Here is a 24400-nt window from a genome sequence, read left to right as displayed (position 1 = left end):
ATATAGAATCAATGTCTTTTGAGACGTTGTTTTTTTGAAACCTTAACACTATTTTATCAGTAACAAAGAAGAGCAATTTTTGTATTATTTTGTACATCAGCTTATAGTAGTTTCTTGATGGTTTTTTTTATGAAAAAAATAAATTGAATTTCGTTTAAATTGTTATATTTGTAACAAATAAAACAAATAAAGTTATAATAAAAACAAATCAAAAGCATAAAAAAATATGAAATTCGGAATTTTAAAAGAAAGAAAAAACCCGCCTGACAGAAGAGTTATTTTCTCACCTGATGAATTGGCCAGATTAAAACAGCTGTATCAAGGTGCTTCTATAAAAGTAGAAAGTTCCGATATTCGGGTTTTTACGGACGAGCAATATAAAAATTTAGGAATTGAAGTAACCAATGATATCAGTGATTGTGATGTTTTATTTGGGGTAAAAGAAGTTCCAGTAGAAAATTTGATTCCTAATAAAGCATATTTCTTTTTTTCGCATACCATAAAAAAGCAACCTTATAATAGAAAATTATTACAAGCCGTTTTAGAAAAAAACATTGATTTATACGACCATGAAACCATTGTAAATTCCCATAACCACAGGTTAATTGGTTTTGGACGTTATGCTGGAATTGTGGGTGCGTATAATAGCATAAGAGCTTTTGGAATAAAATTCGAATTGTTTAAATTGCCAAAAGCGGAAACACTTTCCGGTAAAGAAGCCTTAATCGCACATTTAAAACGATTGGTTTTACCTCCATTAAAATTTGTGGTTACTGGAACAGGAAAAGTAGGGAATGGGGCAAAAGAGATTCTGGACGCCATAAAAATAAAAGAAGTTTCAGTTGAAAATTATTTAACAAAAAACTATACACAACCCGTTTATACTCAGATTGATGTATTAGAATACAACAAACGTAAAGACGGACAAGTGTTGGATTTCACTGATTTTTATGATAATCCACAAGAATACGTTTCTGATTTTGAACGATTTACTAAAGTCTCTGATATTTATATTACAGGACATTTTCATGCCAATGAAGCTCCAGTAATTCTGACCCGTGAAATGCTTCAGTCTAATGATTGTAAAATTAAGATTGTTGCCGATGTTTCCTGTGATGTTAATGGTCCAATAGCCTGCACGCTCAGATCATCAACAATTGCGGAACCATTATACGGATATTTACCAAGTGAAGATAAAGAAGTTGATGTTTTTCATCCTGCAGCAATTGTGGTGATGGCAGTTGATAATTTACCTTGTGAGTTGCCAAAAGATGCCAGTGAGGGATTTGGAGAAATGTTTATGGAGCATGTAATTCCTGCATTTTTCAATGGAGATAAAGATGGAATCTTACAAAGAGCCAAAATTACTGAAAACGGAAAACTGACTCCAAGATTTAGTTATTTACAAGATTATGTCGACGGGAAATAAATACCGTTTCTTTAAAAATAAATAGACCTGCAATGTAAAGTTGCAGGTTTTTTTATGGAAATTTTCTTGGTTAAAAAATTGCTTCTTTTTAAAATATTATAAATCAATTAACACCTCAAAATTTAATGAGTTTGTGTAATTGCCTAATTTTGTTCAAAATCTGAAATTTATAATGACTAAAAATATTCCAATTTCCCTACTTGAATTAGCGATAATTACCGAAAATAGCAATGCAAGCGAAACATTACAAAAAACAAAAGCACTGGCACAACTTGCTGACAGTTTAGATTACAACCGTTTTTGGTTAGCCGAACATCATAATATGGCGCACGTAGCGAGTACTGCTACGGTAGTTTTGATTGGTTATATTGCCAGTCAAACCCAGAATATCCGTGTAGGTTCCGGTGGTATTATGTTGCCCAATCATGCCCCGTTAATTATTGCGGAACAATTTGGTACACTTGAAACACTATATCCCAATCGGATTGATTTAGGATTAGGAAGAGCACCAGGAACGGATGGTTTAACTGCACAAGCGATTCGGAAAGATTTCTTCGAACAATCACAGCGATTTCCTCAAAATGTTGCCGCGCTACAGGAATTTTTCTCGGAGGATAATGCTACTGCAAAAGTGCGTGCTTTTCCTGCAGAAGGGACTAATGTTCCCATTTGGATTTTAGGCTCTAGTATGGATAGTGCTGCTTTGGCTGCTGCTAATGGATTGCCGTATGCCTTTGCAGGACATTTTGCGCCGAAACAAATGTATCAAGCATTTCAATTTTACCGAGATAACTTTGAGCCTTCAAAATATTTAGACCAACCCAAAACAATGGCTTGTGTAAACGCAATAGCTGCAGATACAAATGAAGAAGCAGAAAAATTATCAACGAGTTTAACTCAAATGTTTCTGAATTTGATTCGGAATGATAGAAAGCCGTTACAACCGCCAGTTGATTCGCTTGATGGAATTATGCGTGAAGAAGAACATTTTCATGTAAACCAAATGACTGCTTGTTCATTTGTAGGAAGCAAAGAAAAATTAGTTACCGAATTGAAGCAATTTATTGAATATACGCAAATTGATGAATTGATGATTACGAGCCCAATTTTTAATCATGAAGATAAATTGAAAAGCATTCGAATCATGAAGGAAGTAATGGATACAATTAATAAGAAATAGAATTTCGGATGTTTTTTAAACTAAAATTAATTTATTTTTTGATGAATTTAAACCATATAAGTCATGTAAGTTCATCTAAGAAGCTCAATTATTTAAAATAGATTAAATTAAAAACCCTACAACTTATATTGCAGGGTTTTTAATTTATAACTCATTAATAATTAACAATTCATCATTAATTATTTAAGGCTTCCAACCATATCTTCCGGTTTAACCCAAGCATCAAAATCTTCAGGAGTTACATATCCCAAACGAACCGCTTCTTCTTTAAGCGTTGTTCCGTTTCTGTGTGCAGTTTGAGCAATTTCAGCTGATTTGTAGTACCCAATTTTAGTATTCAAAGCCGTAACTAACATCAATGAATTGTCAACCAATTCTTTGATACGTTTGTAGTTAGGTTCAATACCTTGTGCGCAATGTTCGTCAAAAGACATACAAGCATCACCTAATAAACGGGCTGATTGCAAGAAGTTTGCAGCCATTAATGGTTTGAAAACATTCAATTCATAATGACCTTGCATTCCTCCAACAGAGATTGCAACATCATTCCCCATAACTTGTGCGCAAACCATAGTCAATGCTTCACACTGTGTTGGGTTTACTTTTCCTGGCATAATAGAAGATCCTGGCTCATTTTCCGGAATAAGGATTTCTCCAATTCCTGAACGAGGTCCAGATGCTAACATACGCACATCATTGGCAATTTTATTCAATGAAACCGCCAGTTGTTTTAACGCACCGTGTGTTTCTACGATAGCATCGTGTGCAGCCAGCGCTTCAAATTTATTTTCGGCAGTTACGAACGGATGTCCTGTAAATTCAGCAATATATTCCGCTACTTTTACGTCATATCCTTCTGGAGTATTTAATCCTGTTCCTACTGCAGTTCCTCCTAAAGCTACTTCTGATAAGTGTGCTAACGTATTTTTAACCGCTTTCAAACCGTAGTTCAATTGCGCTACATATCCTGAAATTTCCTGTCCTAATGTAAGTGGCGTAGCATCCATTAAATGCGTACGACCTATTTTAACCACATTATTGAATTCAACCGCTTTGGCATGAAGTGTATCTCTTAATTTTTCTACACCGGGAATCGTAACTTCTACAACTGCTTTATACGCTGCAATGTGCATTCCGGTAGGGAAAGTATCATTTGAAGATTGTGATTTATTTACATCGTCATTGGCTTTAATGAATTGCTCGCCTTCGCCAATGTTGAATCCTTTTAGTACTTGCGCACGATTTGCAACTACTTCATTCACGTTCATGTTACTTTGTGTACCTGAACCAGTTTGCCAAATCACCAATGGGAATTCGTTATCTAATTTTCCAGCTAGAATTTCATCACAAACAGCACCAATGGCATCGCGTTTTTCGACTGGCAAAACACCTAAATCACAATTGGCATAAGCCGCTGCTTTTTTAAGATAAGCAAAACCTTCAATAATTTCTTTTGGCATAGAAGCCGATGGACCTATTTTGAAGTTGTTTCTTGAACGTTCTGTTTGTGCGCCCCAATATTTATCAGCTGGAACCTGCACTTCACCCATGGTGTCTTTTTCTATTCTGAATTTCATTTCTTGTTATTTAAAAATAATTATGTCGTTTATTACGTTTTAGCCCCGATGATCCCGAAGCTTCGGGAGAAATCCTTTTCTTTTTGCTGCCAAAAAGAAAAGATTAGAGTGAACAGCGGGAAACAGCTCCAAATTCTGAGCTCAAAAATACGGATAATTCCTTTTTTATAAAAATTGATTGGTAGTTTTTATGTTTTTTTATTGGTACGAAAAGGAATTAAACTTACATTTGTGGCTACATTCAAAAATTCCGGAAAACATGTTTGAATTTTCACAGTACTTAGGCTTTTTACTTTTCTTAACCATTCTTACTATAGGATTTTGGTTAATGTTTTTTCTTGTAGGTTTCGTTCAATATTGGATTGGTGGAGCTTTATGGGAAAGATATAAAGAAAGAAAAGCGAAGAAAGAACAATCAGTTTAAACTTTTTGTTAAATAAAAAAAGGACTCATTTTATGGGCCCTTTTTTTTATGCGTTATACTCAGCTATTTTACTTTTTGTCTAAAAAGAAAAAGGACCCGTTTTCACGAGTCCTTATTTTTTTATCCTTGAAAATCACCTTCATTTTCATTTTGATTTCGCTTAGGTTGTTGTTCTCTTTCGTTTTTCTGTTTGTTAAAACGATACGTGAACGATAAGCTAAACTGTCTTTCTCTCCATTGCATTTCGCTGTACGAACTTACAATTCCTGGAAGATTACTTTCCATGATTCTTTTTCTGGAATTGAATACATCACTTACGTTGAATGAAAGTGTTCCTTTGTCTTTTAATACGTCTTTACTGAATGCTATGTTTGCTGCAAAAATCCCTAAGCTTCTTCCTTGTGCATTATTTTGTGGACCATTATAGGTTGCATTAGTCTGCCAGTCGATTTTGTATGGCAATGTGATTTTTGAAGTTAGTCTTGTTGACCAAGATGTCGCTACGTTATCAAAATTTTGTACAATTTCATTATTGTTAAAATCTGTATAGGTAAAATCTCCTTGCGTTTCGTTTCTGAAGAAATTGAAGTTACTGTTTAATTTCCACCATTTGTATGGAGAATAGTTTAATGTAAATTCAAATCCTGTTCTATATTCAGTTGCCAAGTTGATAGGAGAACTGATTAAGATTGGTGTTCCGTTAACGAAATCTCCTGATTCTCTTCTTGCAAATTGGAAAACATCTGTTGTTTTATTTACGTATAAGGAAGTATTGAAAGTTAATTTTTCCCATCTTTTGATGTAACCAAAATCAATAGCATCTGAAAATGCAGGATCTAAATCTGGATTTCCAACAAAAATATTGATGTTACTCGACAAGTTGCTGAACGGATTCAACATTCTTCCTCTAGGTCTTTGAATTCTTCGGCTATAGCTTAAAGAAGCGCTGCTTTTGTCTGATATTTCATAAGTGAAGAAAGCACTTGGAAAAAAGTTGTTATACTTTTTAGTGTTGAAATCATTAGTTGCTAATTGATTGATTTCAATATTTGAATCCTCAAAACGCAATCCGAAAAGGGCTGAGAATTTATTAATTTTTACACCATATTGAGTGTAAAGCGCATTAACTTTCTCCTTGTATTCTAATGTATTTGTGAAGTTGTTATTGATTACTCCATCATTTTCTACTCTGTAATCAGTAAGTAATTCTGAGAAATCACCACGGTATCCTGCTTCAAACTGGCTTCCTTTTCCAATAGGTAAAACATAATCCATTTGAAGTAAATTTCTGCTTTGAGTTTGATTGTTGATAGTGTTATCAAATTTTATCACACTTGTATTTGTAGCTGTGTCTGTAATTAACGCATCGTTGATGTCATCATTAGTAGAAAAGGAACCGTCAATGGTTAATTTATGACCGTCTTTTTTAAATTTCTTAGTGAAGTTTGTTGCAAATTCTACGTTTTCACTATCGCTATTTTCTAAATTGATACGATTACGGGTATAGTCATAATTAAATCCTGAATCATAATTATTCTGGAAAACGTTATCAACGTTGATACCATTACTTTTTCTATAGTTAAAGGTATTGGTCCAAGAAAGGCTTTCACTTAAATACCATTCCATTCCAAAATTTCCATTATATCCTTTATTATCTCTTTCGTTTTCTCTAGTTTCATTGACATAATTTCGAGTAGAATTATCAGCATTTAAATATCTTGAATCTGTAAATGCATTTCCGGGATTACTACGGTCATTGTATCCTTGAGTAGTAAAAAGATTAAAGTTTTTTGATTTATAGTTTAAGGTACCGCTTAAACCGTATGTTTCAGGATATCCGGTTGAAGCTATAAAAGTTCCATTTAAACCTTGATTTTTACCTTTTTTCAAGATAATATTTAATAAACCACCACCACCTTCGGCATCATATCGTGCAGATGGATTGGTAATAACTTCTACTTTGTCAATCGCATCGGCTGGAATTAATCGCAATGCCTCAGCAATATTAATAGCATTTGAAGGCTTGCCATCAATAAGAACCCTAACATTTTCATTTCCACGAAGACTTACATTTCCTTCAACATCAACAGCAACAGAAGGGATGTTGTCTAAAACATCACTAACAGTTCCTCCTTTTACCATAAGGTCATTCCCTACATTGTATACTTTTTTGTCTAATTTTATTTCAACAGTTGTTTTCTCAGAACGAATAACAACTTCATTCAATTGATTCGCATCTTCATCTAAACTGATTAAACCTAAACTCGTACTTTTTTGAAGGTTCTTTTGTTTAATTTCGTTTATTTTAAAAGATATAAATTCAATTTTTATATCATAAACACCCGGTTTAACCTCAATTTCAAATTCCCCATTTGGATTTGTAATTCCACCAGCAACTGGTTTTGGATTGTTTGGAATTAAAAAAGTAATTGTAGCGTATTCAAGAGGTTGTTTACTTATTTTCTCAATTACCTTACCTGTTATTTTAATTTTTGGAACTGCAGGACCTTGTTGAGCTTGTGGAGCTTGAGCAAAACTGAACAGGGTCGTAAAAAAGAGAACAAGAATTAAAACGGATTTCATTTTTTTCATTTTTTAAAAACTTTGGTTACAAACTTTAGATTGCAAAAGTAGGATTTGGTTTAATACTAAAAATCACAAAAAAATGTTAATTAAAACAACCGGGTTTTTATAAAATAAAAGAGGCCACTTTTTCTAAATCACGTCCTATAATAGCCGAGTTTCCATCGATTACAATTGGTCTTTCAATTAGAATTGGATGCGAGATCATGGCTTGAATAATTTGTTCATCATTCAATTTTTGATCTTTAAAATTTTCTATCCAAATTTTTTCTTTTTGGCGGACTAATTCAATGGGTTTTATGTTTAATTTTTCGATAATAGCTGACAACTCTTCAAATGAAGGTGGGTTTGTCAAATAATTGATGATTTCAAACTCTTTTTTTGAGTTTTCCACAAATGCGAGGCAATTTCTGGATTTTCCACAGCGTGAATTATGGTATATTTGTATCATAGTTAATACTATTGGGTTATTATAAATGGGTATTTGAAGGATTAGTATTGATGTAACAAAAATAGCATTTGCTAAACTAATAAAGTATAAAAATAAAACGAAAATTATATGTTTATAGAACAGGGAATAAAATCAGAGAATCATTTTTGGAAGTATATTTTAGGTTCAATAATAATAATTTGCGCTTCATTTGTGGGTCAGTTGCCACTTTTAATAGGAATATTGTATGAAACAATTTTTAATGGAAAACCTTATCCAACAGATAATGAATCGGTAATGCGTTTTTTTGACTCAAATCTGACTTTGTTTTTAATACTGATTTCGTTCGTTTTTATTATGCTTGGGATTGTGTTGGTAGTTCGTAATTTACACGGACAAACGATGCTTTCTGTAACAACATCAAGAGCTAAAACAGATTGGAAAAGAGTTGGATTTTCTTTTATGATTTGGTCCGTTTTTACAATTGTATCCACTTTGCTATTCTATTTTTCTAATCCTAACGATTTTGTAATCAATTTTAAACCAGTGCCATTTGCAATTTTAGTCGTAATTGGTGTAGTGCTAATTCCTATTCAAACCAGTTCTGAAGAATATATTTTTAGAGGATACTTAATGCAGGGATTTGCTAATCTTGCAAAGAATAAATGGTTTCCCTTATTGATGACTTCGGTTATCTTTGGAGGAATGCATATTTTTAATCCTGAAGTGGCTAAAATAGGGCATATAGTACTTGTATATTATATAGGAACGGGGCTTTTACTGGGAATTATTACATTGATGGATGAAGGAATGGAGCTGGCTTTAGGATTTCATGCTGCCAATAATTTAGTAGGTGCTTTACTTGTTACTTCTGATTGGTCTGCATTTCAAACCAATTCAATTTTTAAAGATATTTCGGAACCGTCAGCCGGATTAGATGTTATAGTGCCGGTGGTTCTTATTTACCCAATACTTTTATTTATCTTTAGTAAAAAATACAATTGGACCAATTGGAAAGAAAAACTAACTGGAAATATTTAATCATTAAAACTGTTCAATAATTTAAAATAAACCTATCATGATTGATACAATAACATATCATAATGTCCACAATCTCTTTAAGCTAAACGGGTTTCATCTGAATCGAAATGATTTATGCAGAGTAGCGTACAGTTTTATAAAAGAAGGAGACGAATTCGAAAAATCAGTGGGAGATTTTGTACTCGATTGGTTTGATAACAAATCGTATATAGAAATGAATACTTCCGGGACTACCGGAACTCCAAAATTGATTCGTGTCGATAAACAAGCGATGGTCAATTCAGCAATTGCTACGGGTGATTTTTTCGATTTAAAACCTGGAGACAAAGTATTACATTGCTTACCTACTAAATATATTGCAGGAAAAATGATGTTTGTGAGGGGTTTTATTCTGGGTCTTGATGTTGATTTTGTTGCGCCAAGTTCTCATCCTATGTTGCAAAACGATACCAAATATGATTTTGTAGCGATGGTTCCTTTACAAGCTCAAAACTCTTTATCAGAGTTGAAGAATGTAAAAAAGATGATTGTTGGTGGTGCAAAAATGAACAATACTCTTGAAAAAGGACTTTCTAAATTGAAAACGGAAGTGTATGAAACCTACGGTATGACGGAAACCATTACTCATATTGCAGCTAAGAAAATAGGAGAGGAGACTTTTTCAATTTTGCCAAATATTAAAATTAGCCAAGATGATAGAAATTGTCTGGTGATTGATGCTTTAAAAATTTCTAACGAATCTATTGTCACAAATGATTTAGTGGAACTTGTAGGCGAAAATCAATTTCTTTTTTTAGGTCGTATTGATAATGTAATAAACAGCGGTGGAATCAAATTGATTCCTGAAAAAATTGAAGATAAGTTATCGGATAAAATTAACTCAAGATTTTTTGTAACCGGAAAACAAGATGCTGTTTTAGGTGAAAAATTAGTTATTGTTATTGAAGGGGAACAGCAAATATTGGAAGACAGTATTTTTGATGGTTTGGACAAATATGAAAAACCAAAAGAAGTTTTTTATGTTTCTAAATTTTCTGAAACAGAAAACGGGAAGATAAAACGCAAAGAAATTATAGAAAGTATTTAAATTGTTTTAATAAAAAAGCTTCCGTTACTTTTGAAGCTTTTTTATTTAATTATTGCTCCATTTTAAAGTAATAATCAGCTGAATTTTTTCCGCTTCCGTAGAATAAGAAAAAGATACAAATTCCTAATATCAGTAATGCCAAAAGTAAATTTTGGGAATGCATTTCTCCCATAAAATTTACTACGATAGCACCTATTAATATAGGAAGTTGTGCTATTATTGCCCATCTTGTCAATAAACCAAAAGCAATCATTATGCCGCCAACCATGTGCGCCGGAGCAATATAATGAACGAGAAACATTCCACCGCCAATTCTGTCAATTGGAGATATCAGATCATTTAAATATTGGATATTCGTTATAAAAGAGATTCCTTTCATAAACAAAAATACTCCAAGTGCTATTCGTACCAAATCCACGGTTAAATAAGTGTGCGTATTCGCCCATTTGTTTAAATTTTTTACGCTGTTCATAATACTATAGTTTTAAAAATGTAGTACTAAGTTACTGATTTTTAATTAAATAATTTATAATTGTTAAAGAAAACTAAACTTTGAATGTTTTCTTCCTTCAAAAGAATTGTACGGTAGCTTTTGCGAATAAATTACTAATAATGGTGTCTTAATTTATAGTACAGCGAGAGTAGAGAAGTTAAATTTAAAAAAGGATTGAGTAATTTTTAATAATTTGAAATGCTTTCATTTACTTTAGGAACAGGTAATTTATTCGCAAACCAAGGCTGTTTTCTGCATGACCAAGAGCTAAAAATTGAGTGAAATTAAGAGATAAACTGATTTTGTCTTTATTAGAACCAATGTCAAATGATTTTCCAAAATACAGACCTGAACACAATCCAAATTGTTGGTCACTGGCATATTCAGATACAAAACCCAATCCAATTTTACTATCTTCATCAGAAAGTGCATATCCTAAACCGGTTTCGACTCCCAAAAAATAATTTGAATTTAAATTAAACTGAACATTTGGTTTAATGCTGAATAAACTAAAATTACTATGTAAAGCTCTTTCTGTTAATGTGCTTTCGGGAGTCAGTATTCGACTGCCTTTTTTAATGAATCTATAATCATAATCAAATCGGATCCCGAGTTCTAATTTTCTAGAAATTATTTTTCCAGCTCTGGCATTTATTCCTAGAGCAAGTCTATGACTTCGATACATTTGTATGTGTACAGGCAGCGATGCATTGATTCCAGTTTCGAGATAAAAAGGTTTCTTATCCTTTGACAAAATAGTATTTTCGGTTTTATTTTGTGCATTTGTAAACTGCCCCACTAACAATAAAAGTGTTGTTAGTAAAACAAAAATCTTTTTCATTTCTTTTAATTTTAGATAATTAAATGAATTAGGTTAAGATTTTTTAGGGCATTATAACTACTTTTAGGAACCATTTATATAGTTCCTAAAAGCATTATAAATATACAAAATATAGATTTAAGTATCTGTAAATGAGTGGTTAAACTTGAATAACGCCCAAATTAAATTTCTTCTCAATAGGCGAGTGGTTTGCCGCTTCAATACCCATAGAAATCCAGGTTCTGGTGTCTAAAGGATCGATGATTGCATCAGTCCATAATCGTGATGCTGCATAATAAGGCGAAACCTGTTCATCATATCTAGCTTTGATTTTATCAAACAATTCTTTCTCTTTGGTTTCGTCAACCAGTTCGCCTTTTGCTTTAAGCGAAGAAGCTTCAATTTGTGCTAATACTTTCGCAGCTTGGGTTCCGCCCATTACGGCTAGTTCAGCACTAGGCCAAGCAAAAATTAATCTTGGGTCATACGCTTTTCCACACATGGCATAATTTCCGGCACCGTATGAATTTCCTACGATAACCGTGAATTTTGGTACAACTGAATTGGATACAGCATTTACCATTTTGGCACCGTCTTTAATAATTCCGCCATGTTCAGATTTGGATCCAACCATAAAACCGGTAACATCTTGAACGAATACCAAAGGAATTTTCTTTTGGTTGCAATTAGCGATAAAACGTGTGGCTTTATCAGCGCTATCAGAGTAAATTACGCCTCCAAATTGCATTTCACCATTTTTAGTTTTTACTACTTTTCGTTGGTTGGCAACAATTCCAACTGCCCAACCGTCAATTCTGGCATAACCGGTAATAATAGTTTGACCGTAACCGTCTTTATAGGCTTCAAACTCGGAATTATCAACCAGACGATTGATGATTTCCATCATATCGTACTGTTCATTTCGGGCTTTTGGTAAAACACCGTAGATTTCTTTCTCGTCTAATGCGGGTTTCTCTGCTTTAATTCGGCTGTAACCAGCTTTGTCAAAATCACCTATTTTGTCAACAATATTTTTTATTTTATCTAATGCGTCTTTATCATCTTTGGCTTTGTAATCTGTAACGCCCGAAATTTCACAATGTGTAGTTGCTCCGCCTAACGTTTCGTTATCGATGCTTTCGCCAATGGCAGCTTTTACTAAATAACTTCCGGCTAAGAAAATACTTCCTGTTTTATCCACAATCATCGCTTCATCGCTCATAATTGGTAAATAAGCACCACCAGCAACACAACTTCCCATTACAGCAGCGATTTGAGTAATTCCCATGCTGCTCATTTGAGCATTATTTCTAAAAATGCGACCAAAATGCTCTTTATCCGGGAAAATCTCATCTTGCAAAGGCAAATAAACGCCTGCACTATCCACTAAATAGATGATTGGAAGGCGATTTTCCATTGCAATTTCTTGCGCACGCAGATTTTTCTTTGCAGTTATGGGAAACCAAGCACCTGCTTTTACAGTAGCATCATTAGCTACAACAATACATTGTTTTCCTTTGATATATCCTATTTTCACAACAACTCCACCAGATGGACAGCCACCATGTTCTGTATACATTCCTTCACCAACAAACGCCCCAATTTCTATGCATTTTGCTTTTGGGTCCAATAAATAATCAATACGCTCGCGTGCTGTCATTTTGCCTTCACCATGTAATTTTTGGATGCGTTTTTCACCACCTCCTAATTTGACTACGCTTAATTTTTGTCGCAATGCTGAAAGTAAAAGTTTATTGTGGTCTTCGTTTTTGTTGAAGTTCAAATCCATGATGAAATAGTGTTAAAAAAATTTTGTGCTAAAATACAAAATCCAACTAAATAAATTTTATTATTTTAATTGGATTTTGATGAAAATCGAATATATGTTTACTATTAAAACAAAAAAACAGAAGTTTATCTCTGTTTTTTTATGAATTTAATAAAAAAGTAAGTGTTTATTTTTTTGACTCATTAACCAGTCTTTTCAAAATTGCCCATTGTTTTAATGCATCACGAGCTTCAACAGCTGGATATCCTAACATGGTTTTCCCTGCTGGAATATCTCCTGTTACACCGGAACCAGCACCAACAATGGCACCATCGCCAATAGTAGTGTGGTCTTTTATCGAAGCGCTTCCGCCAATGATTACACCATTTCCTAACGTTACTGATCCAGCTAATCCGCTGTTTCCAGCCATAATACAGAATTTCCCCAATTTACTGTTATGACCTATTTGAACTAAATTATCAATTTTGCAACCATCTCCTAAAACGGTTGAACTGAATTTTCCTCTATCAACACACGAGTTAGCACCAATTTCTACACTGTTACCAATAATAACATTTCCAATTTGTGGAATTTTCACCAAACCTCTTTGTGGATCAGGACGAAAACCAAAACCATCGGCACCAATTGTTGCGTTAGGATGCAAAATACAATCATTCCCAATATGACATCGTTCTCTAATAACTGTTCCTGACCAAATCACGGTGTTTTTACCTATTGTGCATTCGTCAAGTATAGTCACATTTGGATAAATAGTTGCATTGTCTCCAATTATAACTTTAGGTCCTATATAACATCCTGCACCAATTCGGGCACCATTACAAATAGTTGCAGTTGAGTCAATTACTGCTGTTGGGTGAATGTCAATTGTAAATATTGGTGTTGGAGGTGCAAAAAGTTCCAATACCTGAGACATTGCTAAATCAGCATTTTTTACTTTTATGAAAGCCCTGTATTCTCCGGGTTCTATAGATATATCTTCGTTGACAACCGCTACACAAGCCTTGGATGCAGACCAAAATTTTTCGTATTTTTTGTTTCCAATAAATGAAATTTCAGATTCATTAGCGGCTTCAAGTTGTTCAGGCGCAGTAATACTTTGAAAAGTATTCCCGACTATTTCTCCTTTTAGAATCTCATTTATTTCTTGAATTGTGTAGGATTTCATTAAGTATATATTGGATTTGGTTGTTTAATAATTATCAAATAAAAGAATTTAGGGTTAAAATTCCTAATCTTGATAAATTCTTTAACAAGATAAAAAAGTGTTATTTATATAAGTAATAAAAATAAATTCACAACAAAAGGGAGTTTTAAAAAATTAATTTTGCTGTTTAATGTATGCTTGTACCTGATGAAATCATTTCAAATAAAATTTTCAGTTTTTATACTTTTCTTTTCTGGTTTTTCTGCAAATGCACAAATTCAGGCTTTATTTAACAGTAAAACACAACTCCGGGATTTGACTGAACGCTGGGAATTAGACACCACTTCTGTTAGAGGGACATTTTTGGTGACTCCTTATAAGCCAATGTATGTTTTACCGGTTCGATGGACAAATAATCCAAATGAACAGCCTATTTCAGGAAATGTAGATCCTGATTATGTTGCTCCTGATGGAGTTGATTACAATAATATAGAAGCTAAATTTCAATTGAGTTTCAAGACCAAAGTTTTACAGGGAATTTTCTGGGGACACGGCGATTTATGGGTTGCTTATACACAAATATCACATTGGCAAATCTATAATAATGATCTTTCAAGACCCTTTAGAGAAGTGAATTACGAGCCGGAACTTATTTTGAATGTTCCTGTTAAATTTAATTTTTTGGGTTTTAAAGCCCGAATGGTTGGAGTGGCTTTCAATCACCAGTCTAACGGGAAGAGCGAACCTTTTTCAAGAAGTTGGAACAGAGTTATTCTTCATGCAGGATTAGAACGTAAAAATTGGACAATTTATCTTAGGCCTTGGTTTCGTCTGCCTGCAGAGAAAGATGATAATCCGGATATTTCAGAATATGTTGGGCGTGGTGATATAAATGTGATTTATACCAAAAATGGTAATATATTTTCTTTTATTGGCAGCCATAATCTAAATTTTAATTCCAAAACAAGAGGCAATTCATCCTTTTCCTGGTCGTATCCCATAAAAGATAATCTTAAGGGATACTTGCTAATCTCTCATGGATATGGTGAAACGCTGATTGATTATAATAATTTACAAACTACTATTGGAGTAGGGGTTTCCTTGATAGAATGGCTTTAAATTTTAAAGGAGCAATTCTTAAAAATATCTACAGAACGGTAATTGGTATACCAAATTTCACACGTGTTTCTTTACCATCTATTTTACCTGGAGTCCATCTTGGGCCATTAACTAATAATCGTATAGCTGACAAATCCATCTCTTTATTGATACTTTTTACAACTTCGAAGTGGTTTAAAGTTCCGTCTAATTCAACATAAAATCCAATTCTTATTTCCCCTCTACCACTGTTTGGAGATTTAAAATTATTTGCTACATAATCATAAAAAGCTTTCATTCCTCCTGGGAATTCAGGTTTTACGTAGTAAGGAAAAAACGCTATTTCAGTTCCGTTTTCATCAAAACATTTTCCATTAACAAATTCTCCATTTTTAAAATTTTCGGTACGTTTTACTTGACCGTTTTCAAAATATCGAGTTTGAACGCCTTCTTGTTTGCCTTTAATATATATTGCCAGCATTTGTTTAGTGCCATTTTTATACCACTTTTCAGATGTGCCATTTAAAATTCGTCTTTTGTAATTTGAAAAATGATCTTTGGTAAAAAGAGAATTATCGAGGTAGTAAGTTGTTCGCAATGTTCCTTCTGGACTCTGTTCATAAATAGTATAATAAATCGCATTATCTGCAGAAGGTAACTCTTTAAAGTCTTCAGTAAAGTATACTTTTTTCTGAGCATAAAAAATTGTGGAGGATAACAAAACGAATAATACAAGTAATTTTTTCATGGTAACGTGATGATTTTGGAACAAAAGTAACAAAAAAATCCTACAATATAGCTTTAGCTTACTGTAGGATTAAATTTAATAGTAGAATATTTTTACTCTTCTTTTTGTCCCATCATCATGAGATATGCTTTAAGGAATTCATCGATTTCTCCATTCATTACGCCTTCAACATTGCTGGTTTCATGGCCGGTTCGAACATCTTTGACTAATTTATAGGGTTGCATCACGTAATTTCTGATTTGTGAACCCCATTCTATTTTCATTTTCCCGGCTTCAATATCCGCGCGTTGTGCCTGTTTCTTTTTTAACTCAATTTCGTACAGTTGAGAGCGTAACATTTGCATCGCTCGTTGTCTGTTATCTTGTTGTGATCGTGTTTCAGAACATTGTATCTGAATCCCCGTTGGTTTGTGAAACAATTGTACTTTAGTTTCTACTTTATTTACATTTTGTCCTCCCGCACCACTGGATCGCGAAGTGGTAATTTCGATATCAGCGGGATTAATGTCAATTTCGATACTATCATCTACAAGCGGATACACATAAACGGATGCAAACGAAGTATGACGCTTGGCATTACTGTCAAAAGGTGATATTCGAACCAATCGATGCACTCCGTTTTCGCCTTTCAAATAGCCAAAGGAATAATCGCCTTCAAATTCGAGTGTTACGGTTTTTATTCCAGCTGCTTCACCTTTCTGGAAATTCAGTTCTTTGATTTTATAGCCGTATTTTTCGCCCCACATCATGTACATGCGCATTAGCATTTCGGCCCAATCACAACTTTCGGTTCCACCGGCACCGGCAGTTATTTGCACAACAGCACTCAATGTATCACCTTCATCCGAAAGCATATTTTTGAATTCGATTGCTTCAATATGAGCTTGAGTGGCGTTGTAATGTTCGTCTAATTCTTCTCCGGTAAGTTCTCCTTCTCTGTAAAAATCATAGGCGAGTTGCAATTCGTCCGTCATTTCGACAGCTTTATTGTAATCTTCAATCCATTTTTTCTTGTTTCTAAGATTTTTTACAATGAGTTCCGCTTCTTTTGCATTGTTCCAAAAGTCGGGAGCAAAAGTTTTCTCTTCTTCATTAGAAATCTCAATTAGCTTGGCATCAACGTCAAAGATACCTCCTCAACGCACCAAGGCGCTCCACAATACCTTTAATTTGTTCGGTAGTTGTCATAAAATTATATTAATTTGATAGGTCTGTTTTCAATATTTACAAAAAATTCCGTTGTGTAATATATTTAGTTTAGTTTTAACTGAACTAGTTTGAATTAACAAACGGTATTATGTAAATTTGTGGCACAAAAATAGAAAAATTTTACGAAGGGACAATTCGAGAATAGCCCGTACTGATAATAAAAAAATATGGAAATAAATTTAATTAGCGATACCATCACAAAGCCTTCCAACGAAATGTTGCAATATATGTTCAAAGCAGTTGTAGGTGATGATGTTTACAAACAAGATCCTACAGTTATTGAATTAGAAGCAAAAGTTGCAGCGATGTTTGGTATGGAGGCAGGACTTTTCTTCCCTTCAGGAACAATGGCCAATCAAGCAGCCATAAAATTGCATACACAGCCCGGCGAACAATTAATAGCGGACAAATACGCGCACGTTTATCATTATGAAGGTGGTGGAGTTTCTTTTAACAGCGGAGTTTCTTGCTGTTTATTAGACGGAAACCGCGGAATGATAACTGCCGAACAAGTAGCGGGAGCAATTAATGACCCTGAATTTTATCACAGTCCTTTAACGAGTTTAGTTTGTGTGGAAAACACAACCAATAAAGGTGGAGGCGCTTGTTACGAACTAGAAGACTTGCAAAGAATAAAACAGGTTTGCGATGCCAATAATTTGAAATTCCACATGGATGGCGCCCGAATTTGGAATGCATTGGTAGCCAAAAAGCAAGATCCAAAAGCATTTGGAAAATTATTCGATACGATTTCGGTTTGTTTATCCAAAGGATTGGGAGCACCAATTGGTTCTGTTTTATTGGCTGATAAAGCGACTATTCACAGAGCGTTGCGTGTTCGAAAAATATTTGGTGGCGGAATGCGTCAAGTAGGATATTTGGCAGCAGCCGGAATTTATGCTTTGGATAACAATATAGAACGTCTTGCTGAAGATCATCGTAGAGCTAAAGAAATTGCAGAAGTATTGAAAAAGTTAAGCTGGGTCGCTTCTGTAGAGCCAGTTGAGACTAATATTTTGATTTTTTCATTGGTACCAAATTGTAACGAGAAGAATTTAATTGAAGTTTTAAAACAAAAAAATATTTCAATCAGCTCGATGGGACATGGAAAATTGAGAATTGTAACGCATCTTGATTATAGAGAAGTGATGCATACTTATGTTTTGGAAACACTCCAAAAATTAGTATAATTCTGTTTGTAAAATTTGTTTAAAGTTTAAGGTTTAACGTTTTTATCGCGATGAAAAAACAGTAAACCTTAAACTTTAAACTTTTTTATTTAAAAAGATTATCCATTCCTGGAATCATTGGCATATCCATTTTTGCAACAGCATCAAGTTCAGCTTCATTTACTTTAGTAGCTTTTTCGATAGCTTTGTTTAGTACCAAAATCATATAATCTTCTAATTGTTCTTTGTCTTCCAGCAAAGAATCGTCAATAGTAATTGATTTAATGGAGCGATTGGCAGTCAGTGTCACTTTCAATAAACCATCGGTACTTTGCTCATCTATAAGGACTGTGTCTAAACGTTTTTTAGTGTCTTCTATCTTTTGTTGGGTTTCTTTAAGTTTGCCCATCATTCCCATTAAATCCATGTTTTAATTTTTTTAAATTAATTGAATCACAAAATTAGTATATTGCATAGTCATATTCAACAAAATATTCATGAAAAATAGACTCATCATAACTTCTCTTTGTGTTATTTTTGTAACTTCATTTACTAATACAAAAGCACAACAAATGTTAAAAAAAAGTCCAATTCCAGTAGCTAAAATAATTCCTAAATCATTAGAAAAACATAATGAGACAAGAATTGATAATTACTTCTGGTTAAATGACAGAGAAAATCCCGAAGTTATTGATTACCTGAATAAGGAAAACAAATATTATGATGCAATGACTGCTCATACTAAAGATTTTCAAAAAGAATTGTTTGAGGAAATGAAAGGAAGAATTAAGGAAGATGATCAGTCAGTTCCTTATTTATACAACGGCTATTACTACATCACCCGTTTTGAAAAAGGGCAGGATTATCCCATTTATTCGAGAAAAAAAGGAAATCTTTCTGCCAATGAAGAAATTTTATTCAACTGCAATGATTTGGCCAAAGGACATTCGTACTTCCAATTAGGAGGTTTGAGTGTGAGTCGTGACAATAAATTTGCAAGTTTTGGAATAGACATTGTTGGAAGAAGAATTTACACCATACAGATAAAAAATCTTGAAACGGGAGAAATCCTTTCGGATAAAATCGAAAATGCCACAGGGAACTCTGTTTGGGCAAACGATAATAAAACTATTTTTTATACAAGACAAGACAAAGTTACCTTGCGTTCAGATAAAGTTTTCAAGCATAAATTAGACACTGATGCTGCCGATGATGTTTTGGTTTTTAATGAAAAAGACGATACGTTCAACGTTTCGGTGAGTAAAGAAAAATCAAGAAAATACATTGTCATTGGTTCCGGAAGTACATTGACTACTGAATATAGAATACTTAATTCTGATACTCCAGACGGTGAGTTTGTAGTTTTTCAACCAAGAGTTCGTGGTTTAGAATACAGTATTTCTCATTTTGGAGATTCTTTTTACATTCTTACCAATAAAGATAAGGCGACCAATTTCAAGTTGATGAAAACGCCTGAGAACGCTACTGCAAAAGAAAATTGGAAAGATATAATTGCCCATAGAAAAGACGTTTTGCTGGAAGATATCGAGATTTTCAGAAACTATTTGGTTGTTGAAGAACGTTCGAATGGATTGAATCATATCAGGATTATGCCATGGAGTGGAGCAGGAGAGTATTACTTGCCTTTTGGGAGTGAAACGTACAATGCCTATACAACTACAAATGTTGATTTTGACACGGATATTTTGCGTTACAGCTATCAATCATTAGCAACACCATCTTCGGTTATTGATTTTAACATGAAAACCAAAGAGAAAGAAATCAAGAAAGAGCAAGAAGTTCTTGGAGGCAAATTCGATAAAAATAATTACATCGAAGAACGCGTTTGGGCCACGGCTACCGATGGTACAAAAGTGCCTATTTCTTTGGTATACCGAAAAGGATTAAAGAAAGACGGTAACAATCCTTTATTGCTTTATGCATATGGCTCTTATGGAGTTACAATGGATACTTACTTTTCATCGACACGCTTGTCTATTCTGGACAGAGGATTTGTATTTGCAATAGCACACATTCGCGGTGGAGAAGATTTAGGTAGACAATGGTATGAAGACGGAAAATTATTGAAAAAGAAAAATACATTCACTGATTTTATCGATTGCTCTAAGTTTTTAATTCAGGAAAAATATACGTCACCTAAACATTTATATGCCGAAGGCGGTTCAGCAGGAGGATTATTAATGGGAGCAGTAGTAAATATGGCACCTGAATTATACAACGGAGTGATTGCTCAAGTTCCTTTTGTGGATGTAATTACTACGATGCTTGATGACACTATTCCGCTTACAACTGGAGAATATGACGAATGGGGTAATCCAAACGTGAAAAAATATTACGATTATATGTTGTCTTATTCACCTTATGATAATGTAAAGGCTCAAAAATATCCTAATATGTTTGTTTCTACTGGACTTCATGACTCTCAAGTGCAATATTGGGAGCCTGCAAAGTGGGTTGCAAAGCTACGAACTCAAAAAACAAATGACACTGTTTTATATCTTAATACAAATATGGATGCCGGTCACGGAGGTGCTTCTGGGCGTTTTGAAGCCCTAAAGGAATTAGCAAAAGAATATAGTTTTCTATTAGATTTAGAAGAAATTAAAAACTAATTAGATTTTTTTGTTAAATTTGTAACATTCGTGTTTAGTGAAAGATTGCCACGACTAACTATTTTTTTATGAAAAAAGAAATAACTGCTTATAATAATGTCTTAGAATTAATAGGTAATACTCCACTTATTAAGCTAAATAAAGTTACTGAAAATTTAGAAGGAAATTTTTACGCTAAAGTAGAAGCTTTTAATCCGGGACATTCTTCAAAAGATAGAATAGCATTATACATAATTGAAGAAGCTGAAAGGAGAGGTATTTTATCTCCTGGTGATACCATAATTGAAACAACTTCCGGTAATACGGGTTTTAGTTTAGCAATGGTCAGTATTATAAAAGGCTACAACTGTATTCTTGCTGTTAGTTCTAAATCATCTAAAGATAAAATTGACATGCTTCGCAGCTTGGGTGCTAAAGTATATGTTTGTCCGGCGCATGTTTCTGCTGATGATGAGCGTTCTTATTATAACGTCGCTAAACGTTTGCATGAAGAAACGAAAGGTTCGATTTATATTAATCAGTATTTTAATGAGTTGAATGTTGATGCGCATTATAAGTCTACCGGTCCGGAGATTTGGAAACAAACTAGCGGAGCAATTACACACTTAATTGCTTGTAGTGGAACAGGCGGAACTATTTCAGGTACTGCAAAATATTTAAAAGAACAAAATCCTACTATTAGAATTCTTGGAGTGGATGCTTTTGGGTCTGTATTGAAAAAATATCATGAAACTAGAGAATTTGATAATGACGAAATTTATCCATATAGAATAGAAGGTCTAGGAAAAAATTTAATTCCATCTGCAACTGATTTTGATATTATTGATAAGTTCATGAAAGTTACCGATGAGGAAAGCGCTCATGCTGCACGAGAAATTACCAGAAAAGAAGGTTTATTTGTTGGATATACTTCAGGAGCAGTGATGCAAGCGATTAGACAATATGCAGAAGAAGGTGAATTTGACGCTAATAGTAATGTAATAGCAATTTTCCCGGATCATGGTTCTCGTTATATGAGTAAAGTATTTAGCGATGATTGGATGAACGAACAAGGTTTCTTTGACAGCATCAACGAAGAAGAAGTTCAAAAAATAGAATTTATAAAATAAATTTAATATTCAATAAAAAAGTCCCATTTACCTCAGTAAATGGGACTTTTTTATTGAATATTAAATTTGAATACTTTTTATTTAATCCAATAATTCAGAATTATTAAGTATCAATTCAATTTTTTTAATAGTGATTGTGATCTGACTCATTTGTAATTCTATATTTCTAAAAAAGAGACTAATATCTCTATTGACCCAACTTTCAGAAATAACTCTTGCGCCTAAACTAATTCTTAAAATAGCACTTTCAATTTCTGTAGTATATTTTACATTAACTGCTTGACCAATATGACATTTTTGGGCAGCAAGTCGAATGATTTCTAAAGAAGAACCTTCAAACTGATCAGATAAATCAGAATTTAATAAAGTATATAATTTTTTTACTTTATCAACAGATAAGACCTCATTGTTTTTAAAAATAAAGAAAGGAAAAATGGTACGAATATTTCTTATTCCAAATTCTTTACTGCTGTAAATCTTAGTTTTTGTTTCATCCCCGTAAATAGGCTGTAAAAAAGTGGCCTCTTTTATGGAATCATCCACAAAATTACAAAACATCTCAATACCCATATTTCGATATAAAATAGGTGTTTTGTAATACCTGTCCATTTCAACCACCGCAGCATTCCAGCGCATATAGGAACCATAGTTATAGCCTTCAGATAATTCATTGGAACAAAACCAGGAAGTCGGCCAATCAGAACGATTATAATATTGGTTTAATCCTTTGGGTAATGTGTTTTTTACAGATTGAATTAATTTATTGACATTTTTAGGTAAAATTAATGCACCGCAATATGGAGGACCAGTAAAGAATTTACTCCCCGTTATGGTGACAATATAGCCTTTATTTAAATAATTTTGTATGTCTTTTGGATCTAATCTTAGCTGTGAACCATCTACAATTATTTGAATTGATAAATCTTCAAGTGTATTTAGTTTTTTAATAAATTCGTCGCTGGGAGATTGATATCCTAATTTTGATTGGTCCATAGTATGTAATACTATATGTCTGCCTTCATTTCTGGTCTTAACAACGGCATCAAATACTTCCTGATCTAATTGATTAGACGTTTTTAATGCGCCATTTTGATCTCTAAAAGGGATTTGTATTAAATCAACATCTCTAAAACCTTCAATTTTAGTGTCTTTTTTAATTGGATAATTTAAAGCTGTAGTGTTTTCAAAATGACACCCTTTTAAGGCCGCAGCTACACCGCTACCAGTTTCATCAGAGGCCACCAAAATATGTGTAATTTCTTTGTCAGAAATAATTTGTGTTATGGCTGCTATTTGGAGTGAAGAATCAGTACCTGATGGTGAAAAAATTATTTCACTTTCCTCATTTAATTTAAAGATATGTCTAAGATTATTTTTTAGCAATTCAGAAAACTCGATTGTAGTATTTTGAAAACCTTTCTTAAGACTATTTCTAATCAATATACTTCTCACTTTATCTGTTTTATCAAAAGCAAAATTAGAAACACTTGACGCCGTAGACGATGCAAAGGTAAATGCATCAGGTCTTGGGAATGGACGGCATCCGTATTTGTTTAGCAAATGAATCTCATCGATATTCAATCGAAGATCACCACCAGACATCAACATGTATTCTGTCGGTTTTGCAAGATTTTCGACAATTGGTTTCCAAGATTCTTTGAGTTCAGTGTTTGCATTTTTTAAACCATGAAAAGATTGAAGCTCGTCGTTTATTAATGAAGATTCAGTATTTAAAGAGGCATCATTTTTAATTAAGTTAATTAGAATATAATCAAGATTTTCTAATTTTTCCTTATCATCTTTCGGTAGTAAATTATAAAAAATTCGAATCACTTCGAGAGCTGCAATATCACATAAAACAACATCTTTTTTCTCGGCGTTCAATGCTTTGTACCATAGCTGCCATTCGATTCCATATCTTAAATAGACTAACGCTAAAATGGGTTTGTCTAAAAATGAGGAACCAATTATAATTGATTTGTTGGGTACAATTTTAAAAACAGTAGGCTCACTGGTTGAAGTGATAATATTGATGTTATTTATCTTTGGTACGGTATTGAATCTTTTTAAAATGCGCACTAAATAGTTCACATTTTCTTTTTCAAATAAACTGGTTCTTTTATATTGATTTTCAATTAGAATGTTGTTTGTCATAGATGTTGTAATTTAAAACGTTCTTTAGAACGATACTCTGTATTTGGAAATTTACATTGCTAACTAAACTCATTCAATCAGGGACTATATTTTTGTAGAAGATCATAACAAAAAATAATTGTGCTCCTAACGGTTTGATGTTTCGCTTGTTTTTAAGGCGTAGCATTTCGCAAAAGTCAGCAAATATAAGAAACTTGGTAGCAGTATAAAAGATATTAAATAATACTCGTTTGCTAAATCTTCTATTTTTAGATAAAGTCAATAATTTAAACGGTATTTATAA

General features: G+C 33.3%; 20 protein-coding genes. 9 read left to right on the top strand and 11 right to left on the bottom strand.

The features are described 5' to 3' along the window. Positions 1–226: 226 nt before the first annotated feature. On the top strand, positions 227–1429 hold the full coding sequence (locus CLV00_RS13830; protein WP_099715729.1) for an NAD(P)-dependent oxidoreductase: 1203 nt from the start codon (positions 227–229) through the stop codon (positions 1427–1429). A 172-nt stretch (positions 1430–1601) separates the two neighbouring features. Next, complete coding sequence (locus CLV00_RS13825; RefSeq protein WP_099715728.1) at positions 1602–2609, top strand: LLM class flavin-dependent oxidoreductase; 1008 nt, start codon at positions 1602–1604, stop codon at positions 2607–2609. 179 nt (positions 2610–2788) lie between these two features. Here CLV00_RS13825 and fumC read toward each other — a convergent pair whose 3' ends face one another. Next, positions 2789–4186 carry a class II fumarate hydratase gene (gene fumC / locus CLV00_RS13820; RefSeq protein ID WP_099715727.1) on the bottom strand — a complete coding sequence of 466 codons (1398 nt, stop codon included), beginning with the start codon at positions 4184–4186 and terminating at the stop codon, positions 2789–2791. Between the two features lie 259 nt (positions 4187–4445). Between fumC and CLV00_RS13815 the strand changes: the two genes are divergently transcribed. Then, positions 4446–4610, top strand: a complete 165-nt coding sequence (locus CLV00_RS13815; RefSeq protein ID WP_099716357.1) for a hypothetical protein — start codon at positions 4446–4448, stop codon at positions 4608–4610. A gap of 120 nt (positions 4611–4730) precedes the next feature. On the opposite strand, the gene CLV00_RS13810 is transcribed toward CLV00_RS13815, so the two are convergent. Beyond that, entirely contained in the window at positions 4731–7193 is a 2463-nt protein-coding gene (locus tag CLV00_RS13810; RefSeq protein WP_315161886.1) for a TonB-dependent receptor domain-containing protein, read from the bottom strand. A 106-nt stretch (positions 7194–7299) separates the two neighbouring features. Beyond that, a complete protein-coding gene (arsC, locus tag CLV00_RS13805; RefSeq protein WP_099715725.1) occupies positions 7300–7644 on the bottom strand; it encodes an arsenate reductase (glutaredoxin) in 345 nt (114 codons plus the stop codon). 108 nt (positions 7645–7752) lie between these two features. On the opposite strand from arsC, the gene CLV00_RS13800 reads away from it, so the two are divergent. After that, a complete protein-coding gene (locus tag CLV00_RS13800) occupies positions 7753–8664 on the top strand; it encodes a CPBP family intramembrane glutamic endopeptidase (protein WP_099715724.1) in 912 nt (303 codons plus the stop codon). A 37-nt stretch (positions 8665–8701) separates the two neighbouring features. Then, the gene (locus CLV00_RS13795) at positions 8702–9751 is read left to right on the top strand and encodes an AMP-binding protein (RefSeq protein WP_369800949.1); all 1050 of its coding nucleotides are present in this window, start codon (positions 8702–8704) and stop codon (positions 9749–9751) included. 49 nt (positions 9752–9800) lie between these two features. Here the strand turns inward: CLV00_RS13795 and CLV00_RS13790 are convergent, their stop codons facing one another. From CLV00_RS13790 to lpxD, 4 genes are all read right to left on the bottom strand, one after another. Beyond that, positions 9801–10223 carry a DoxX family protein gene (locus CLV00_RS13790; RefSeq protein WP_099715723.1) on the bottom strand — a complete coding sequence of 141 codons (423 nt, stop codon included), beginning with the start codon at positions 10221–10223 and terminating at the stop codon, positions 9801–9803. 229 nt (positions 10224–10452) lie between these two features. Further along, on the bottom strand, positions 10453–11085 hold the full coding sequence (locus CLV00_RS13785) for a hypothetical protein (RefSeq protein ID WP_099715722.1): 633 nt from the start codon (positions 11083–11085) through the stop codon (positions 10453–10455). Positions 11086–11224: 139 nt separating this feature from the next. Then, positions 11225–12853, bottom strand: a complete 1629-nt coding sequence (locus CLV00_RS13780; protein ID WP_099715721.1) for an acyl-CoA carboxylase subunit beta — start codon at positions 12851–12853, stop codon at positions 11225–11227. Positions 12854–13019: 166 nt separating this feature from the next. Continuing rightward, positions 13020–14018: a UDP-3-O-(3-hydroxymyristoyl)glucosamine N-acyltransferase gene (gene lpxD / locus CLV00_RS13775; RefSeq protein WP_099715720.1), complete on the bottom strand. Its 999-nt coding sequence runs from the start codon at positions 14016–14018 to the stop codon at positions 13020–13022. A gap of 186 nt (positions 14019–14204) precedes the next feature. Between lpxD and CLV00_RS13770 the strand changes: the two genes are divergently transcribed. Next, complete coding sequence (locus tag CLV00_RS13770; protein ID WP_099715719.1) at positions 14205–15116, top strand: phospholipase A; 912 nt, start codon at positions 14205–14207, stop codon at positions 15114–15116. A 28-nt stretch (positions 15117–15144) separates the two neighbouring features. Here CLV00_RS13770 and CLV00_RS13765 read toward each other — a convergent pair whose 3' ends face one another. Further along, a complete protein-coding gene (locus tag CLV00_RS13765) occupies positions 15145–15843 on the bottom strand; it encodes an energy transducer TonB (RefSeq protein WP_099715718.1) in 699 nt (232 codons plus the stop codon). A 92-nt stretch (positions 15844–15935) separates the two neighbouring features. Beyond that, positions 15936–17031, bottom strand: a protein-coding gene (prfB, locus tag CLV00_RS13760; RefSeq protein WP_143394899.1) for a peptide chain release factor 2 whose coding sequence is annotated in 2 segments (ribosomal slippage) — positions 15936–16967 and positions 16969–17031 — 1095 coding nt in all. Because the reading frame shifts where the segments join, the coding sequence is not laid out codon by codon here. Between the two features lie 188 nt (positions 17032–17219). Between prfB and CLV00_RS13755 the strand changes: the two genes are divergently transcribed. Further along, on the top strand, positions 17220–18242 hold the full coding sequence (locus CLV00_RS13755; RefSeq protein WP_099715716.1) for a low specificity L-threonine aldolase: 1023 nt from the start codon (positions 17220–17222) through the stop codon (positions 18240–18242). 85 nt (positions 18243–18327) lie between these two features. On the opposite strand, the gene CLV00_RS13750 is transcribed toward CLV00_RS13755, so the two are convergent. After that, positions 18328–18648 (bottom strand): YbaB/EbfC family nucleoid-associated protein, encoded by a 321-nt coding sequence (locus CLV00_RS13750; RefSeq protein ID WP_099715715.1) that lies wholly within the window; start codon positions 18646–18648, stop codon positions 18328–18330. Between the two features lie 145 nt (positions 18649–18793). Between CLV00_RS13750 and CLV00_RS13745 the strand changes: the two genes are divergently transcribed. Next, a complete protein-coding gene (locus CLV00_RS13745) occupies positions 18794–20854 on the top strand; it encodes a S9 family peptidase (protein WP_369800969.1) in 2061 nt (686 codons plus the stop codon). A 68-nt stretch (positions 20855–20922) separates the two neighbouring features. Continuing rightward, on the top strand, positions 20923–21963 hold the full coding sequence (locus CLV00_RS13740; RefSeq protein WP_099715713.1) for a PLP-dependent cysteine synthase family protein: 1041 nt from the start codon (positions 20923–20925) through the stop codon (positions 21961–21963). 81 nt (positions 21964–22044) lie between these two features. On the opposite strand, the gene CLV00_RS13735 is transcribed toward CLV00_RS13740, so the two are convergent. Next, positions 22045–24117 carry a hypothetical protein gene (locus CLV00_RS13735; protein WP_099715712.1) on the bottom strand — a complete coding sequence of 691 codons (2073 nt, stop codon included), beginning with the start codon at positions 24115–24117 and terminating at the stop codon, positions 22045–22047. Between the last annotated feature and the right edge of the window lie 283 nt (positions 24118–24400).

The sequence above is a fragment of the Flavobacterium sp. 11 genome (genome assembly GCF_002754315.1).
GTDB classification, from domain to species: Bacteria; Bacteroidota; Bacteroidia; order Flavobacteriales; family Flavobacteriaceae; genus Flavobacterium; species Flavobacterium algoritolerans.
The sequence above is the reverse complement of the archived record's forward strand: the minus strand, read 5'-3'. Positions and strand labels throughout refer to the sequence as shown.

What these genes read in the sequence shown, in the direction of transcription:
- CLV00_RS13750 (WP_099715715.1), bottom strand. Translation starts at nt 18,648, where the DNA reads ATGGATTTAATGGGAATGATGGGCAAACTTAAAGAAACCCAACAAAAG.
- CLV00_RS13745 (WP_369800969.1), top strand. Translation starts at nt 18,794, where the DNA reads ATGTTAAAAAAAAGTCCAATTCCAGTAGCTAAAATAATTCCTAAATCA.
- CLV00_RS13810 (WP_315161886.1), bottom strand. Translation starts at nt 7,193, where the DNA reads ATGAAATCCGTTTTAATTCTTGTTCTCTTTTTTACGACCCTGTTCAGT.
- CLV00_RS13815 (WP_099716357.1), top strand. Translation starts at nt 4,446, where the DNA reads ATGTTTGAATTTTCACAGTACTTAGGCTTTTTACTTTTCTTAACCATT.
- lpxD (WP_099715720.1), bottom strand. Translation starts at nt 14,018, where the DNA reads ATGAAATCCTACACAATTCAAGAAATAAATGAGATTCTAAAAGGAGAA.
- CLV00_RS13780 (WP_099715721.1), bottom strand. Translation starts at nt 12,853, where the DNA reads ATGGATTTGAACTTCAACAAAAACGAAGACCACAATAAACTTTTACTT.
- CLV00_RS13735 (WP_099715712.1), bottom strand. Translation starts at nt 24,117, where the DNA reads ATGACAAACAACATTCTAATTGAAAATCAATATAAAAGAACCAGTTTA.
- CLV00_RS13765 (WP_099715718.1), bottom strand. Translation starts at nt 15,843, where the DNA reads ATGAAAAAATTACTTGTATTATTCGTTTTGTTATCCTCCACAATTTTT.
- CLV00_RS13755 (WP_099715716.1), top strand. Translation starts at nt 17,220, where the DNA reads ATGGAAATAAATTTAATTAGCGATACCATCACAAAGCCTTCCAACGAA.
- arsC (WP_099715725.1), bottom strand. Translation starts at nt 7,644, where the DNA reads ATGATACAAATATACCATAATTCACGCTGTGGAAAATCCAGAAATTGC.
- CLV00_RS13795 (WP_369800949.1), top strand. Translation starts at nt 8,702, where the DNA reads ATGATTGATACAATAACATATCATAATGTCCACAATCTCTTTAAGCTA.
- CLV00_RS13740 (WP_099715713.1), top strand. Translation starts at nt 20,923, where the DNA reads ATGAAAAAAGAAATAACTGCTTATAATAATGTCTTAGAATTAATAGGT.
- CLV00_RS13790 (WP_099715723.1), bottom strand. Translation starts at nt 10,223, where the DNA reads ATGAACAGCGTAAAAAATTTAAACAAATGGGCGAATACGCACACTTAT.
- CLV00_RS13800 (WP_099715724.1), top strand. Translation starts at nt 7,753, where the DNA reads ATGTTTATAGAACAGGGAATAAAATCAGAGAATCATTTTTGGAAGTAT.
- fumC (WP_099715727.1), bottom strand. Translation starts at nt 4,186, where the DNA reads ATGAAATTCAGAATAGAAAAAGACACCATGGGTGAAGTGCAGGTTCCA.
- CLV00_RS13830 (WP_099715729.1), top strand. Translation starts at nt 227, where the DNA reads ATGAAATTCGGAATTTTAAAAGAAAGAAAAAACCCGCCTGACAGAAGA.
- CLV00_RS13785 (WP_099715722.1), bottom strand. Translation starts at nt 11,085, where the DNA reads ATGAAAAAGATTTTTGTTTTACTAACAACACTTTTATTGTTAGTGGGG.
- CLV00_RS13770 (WP_099715719.1), top strand. Translation starts at nt 14,205, where the DNA reads ATGAAATCATTTCAAATAAAATTTTCAGTTTTTATACTTTTCTTTTCT.
- CLV00_RS13825 (WP_099715728.1), top strand. Translation starts at nt 1,602, where the DNA reads ATGACTAAAAATATTCCAATTTCCCTACTTGAATTAGCGATAATTACC.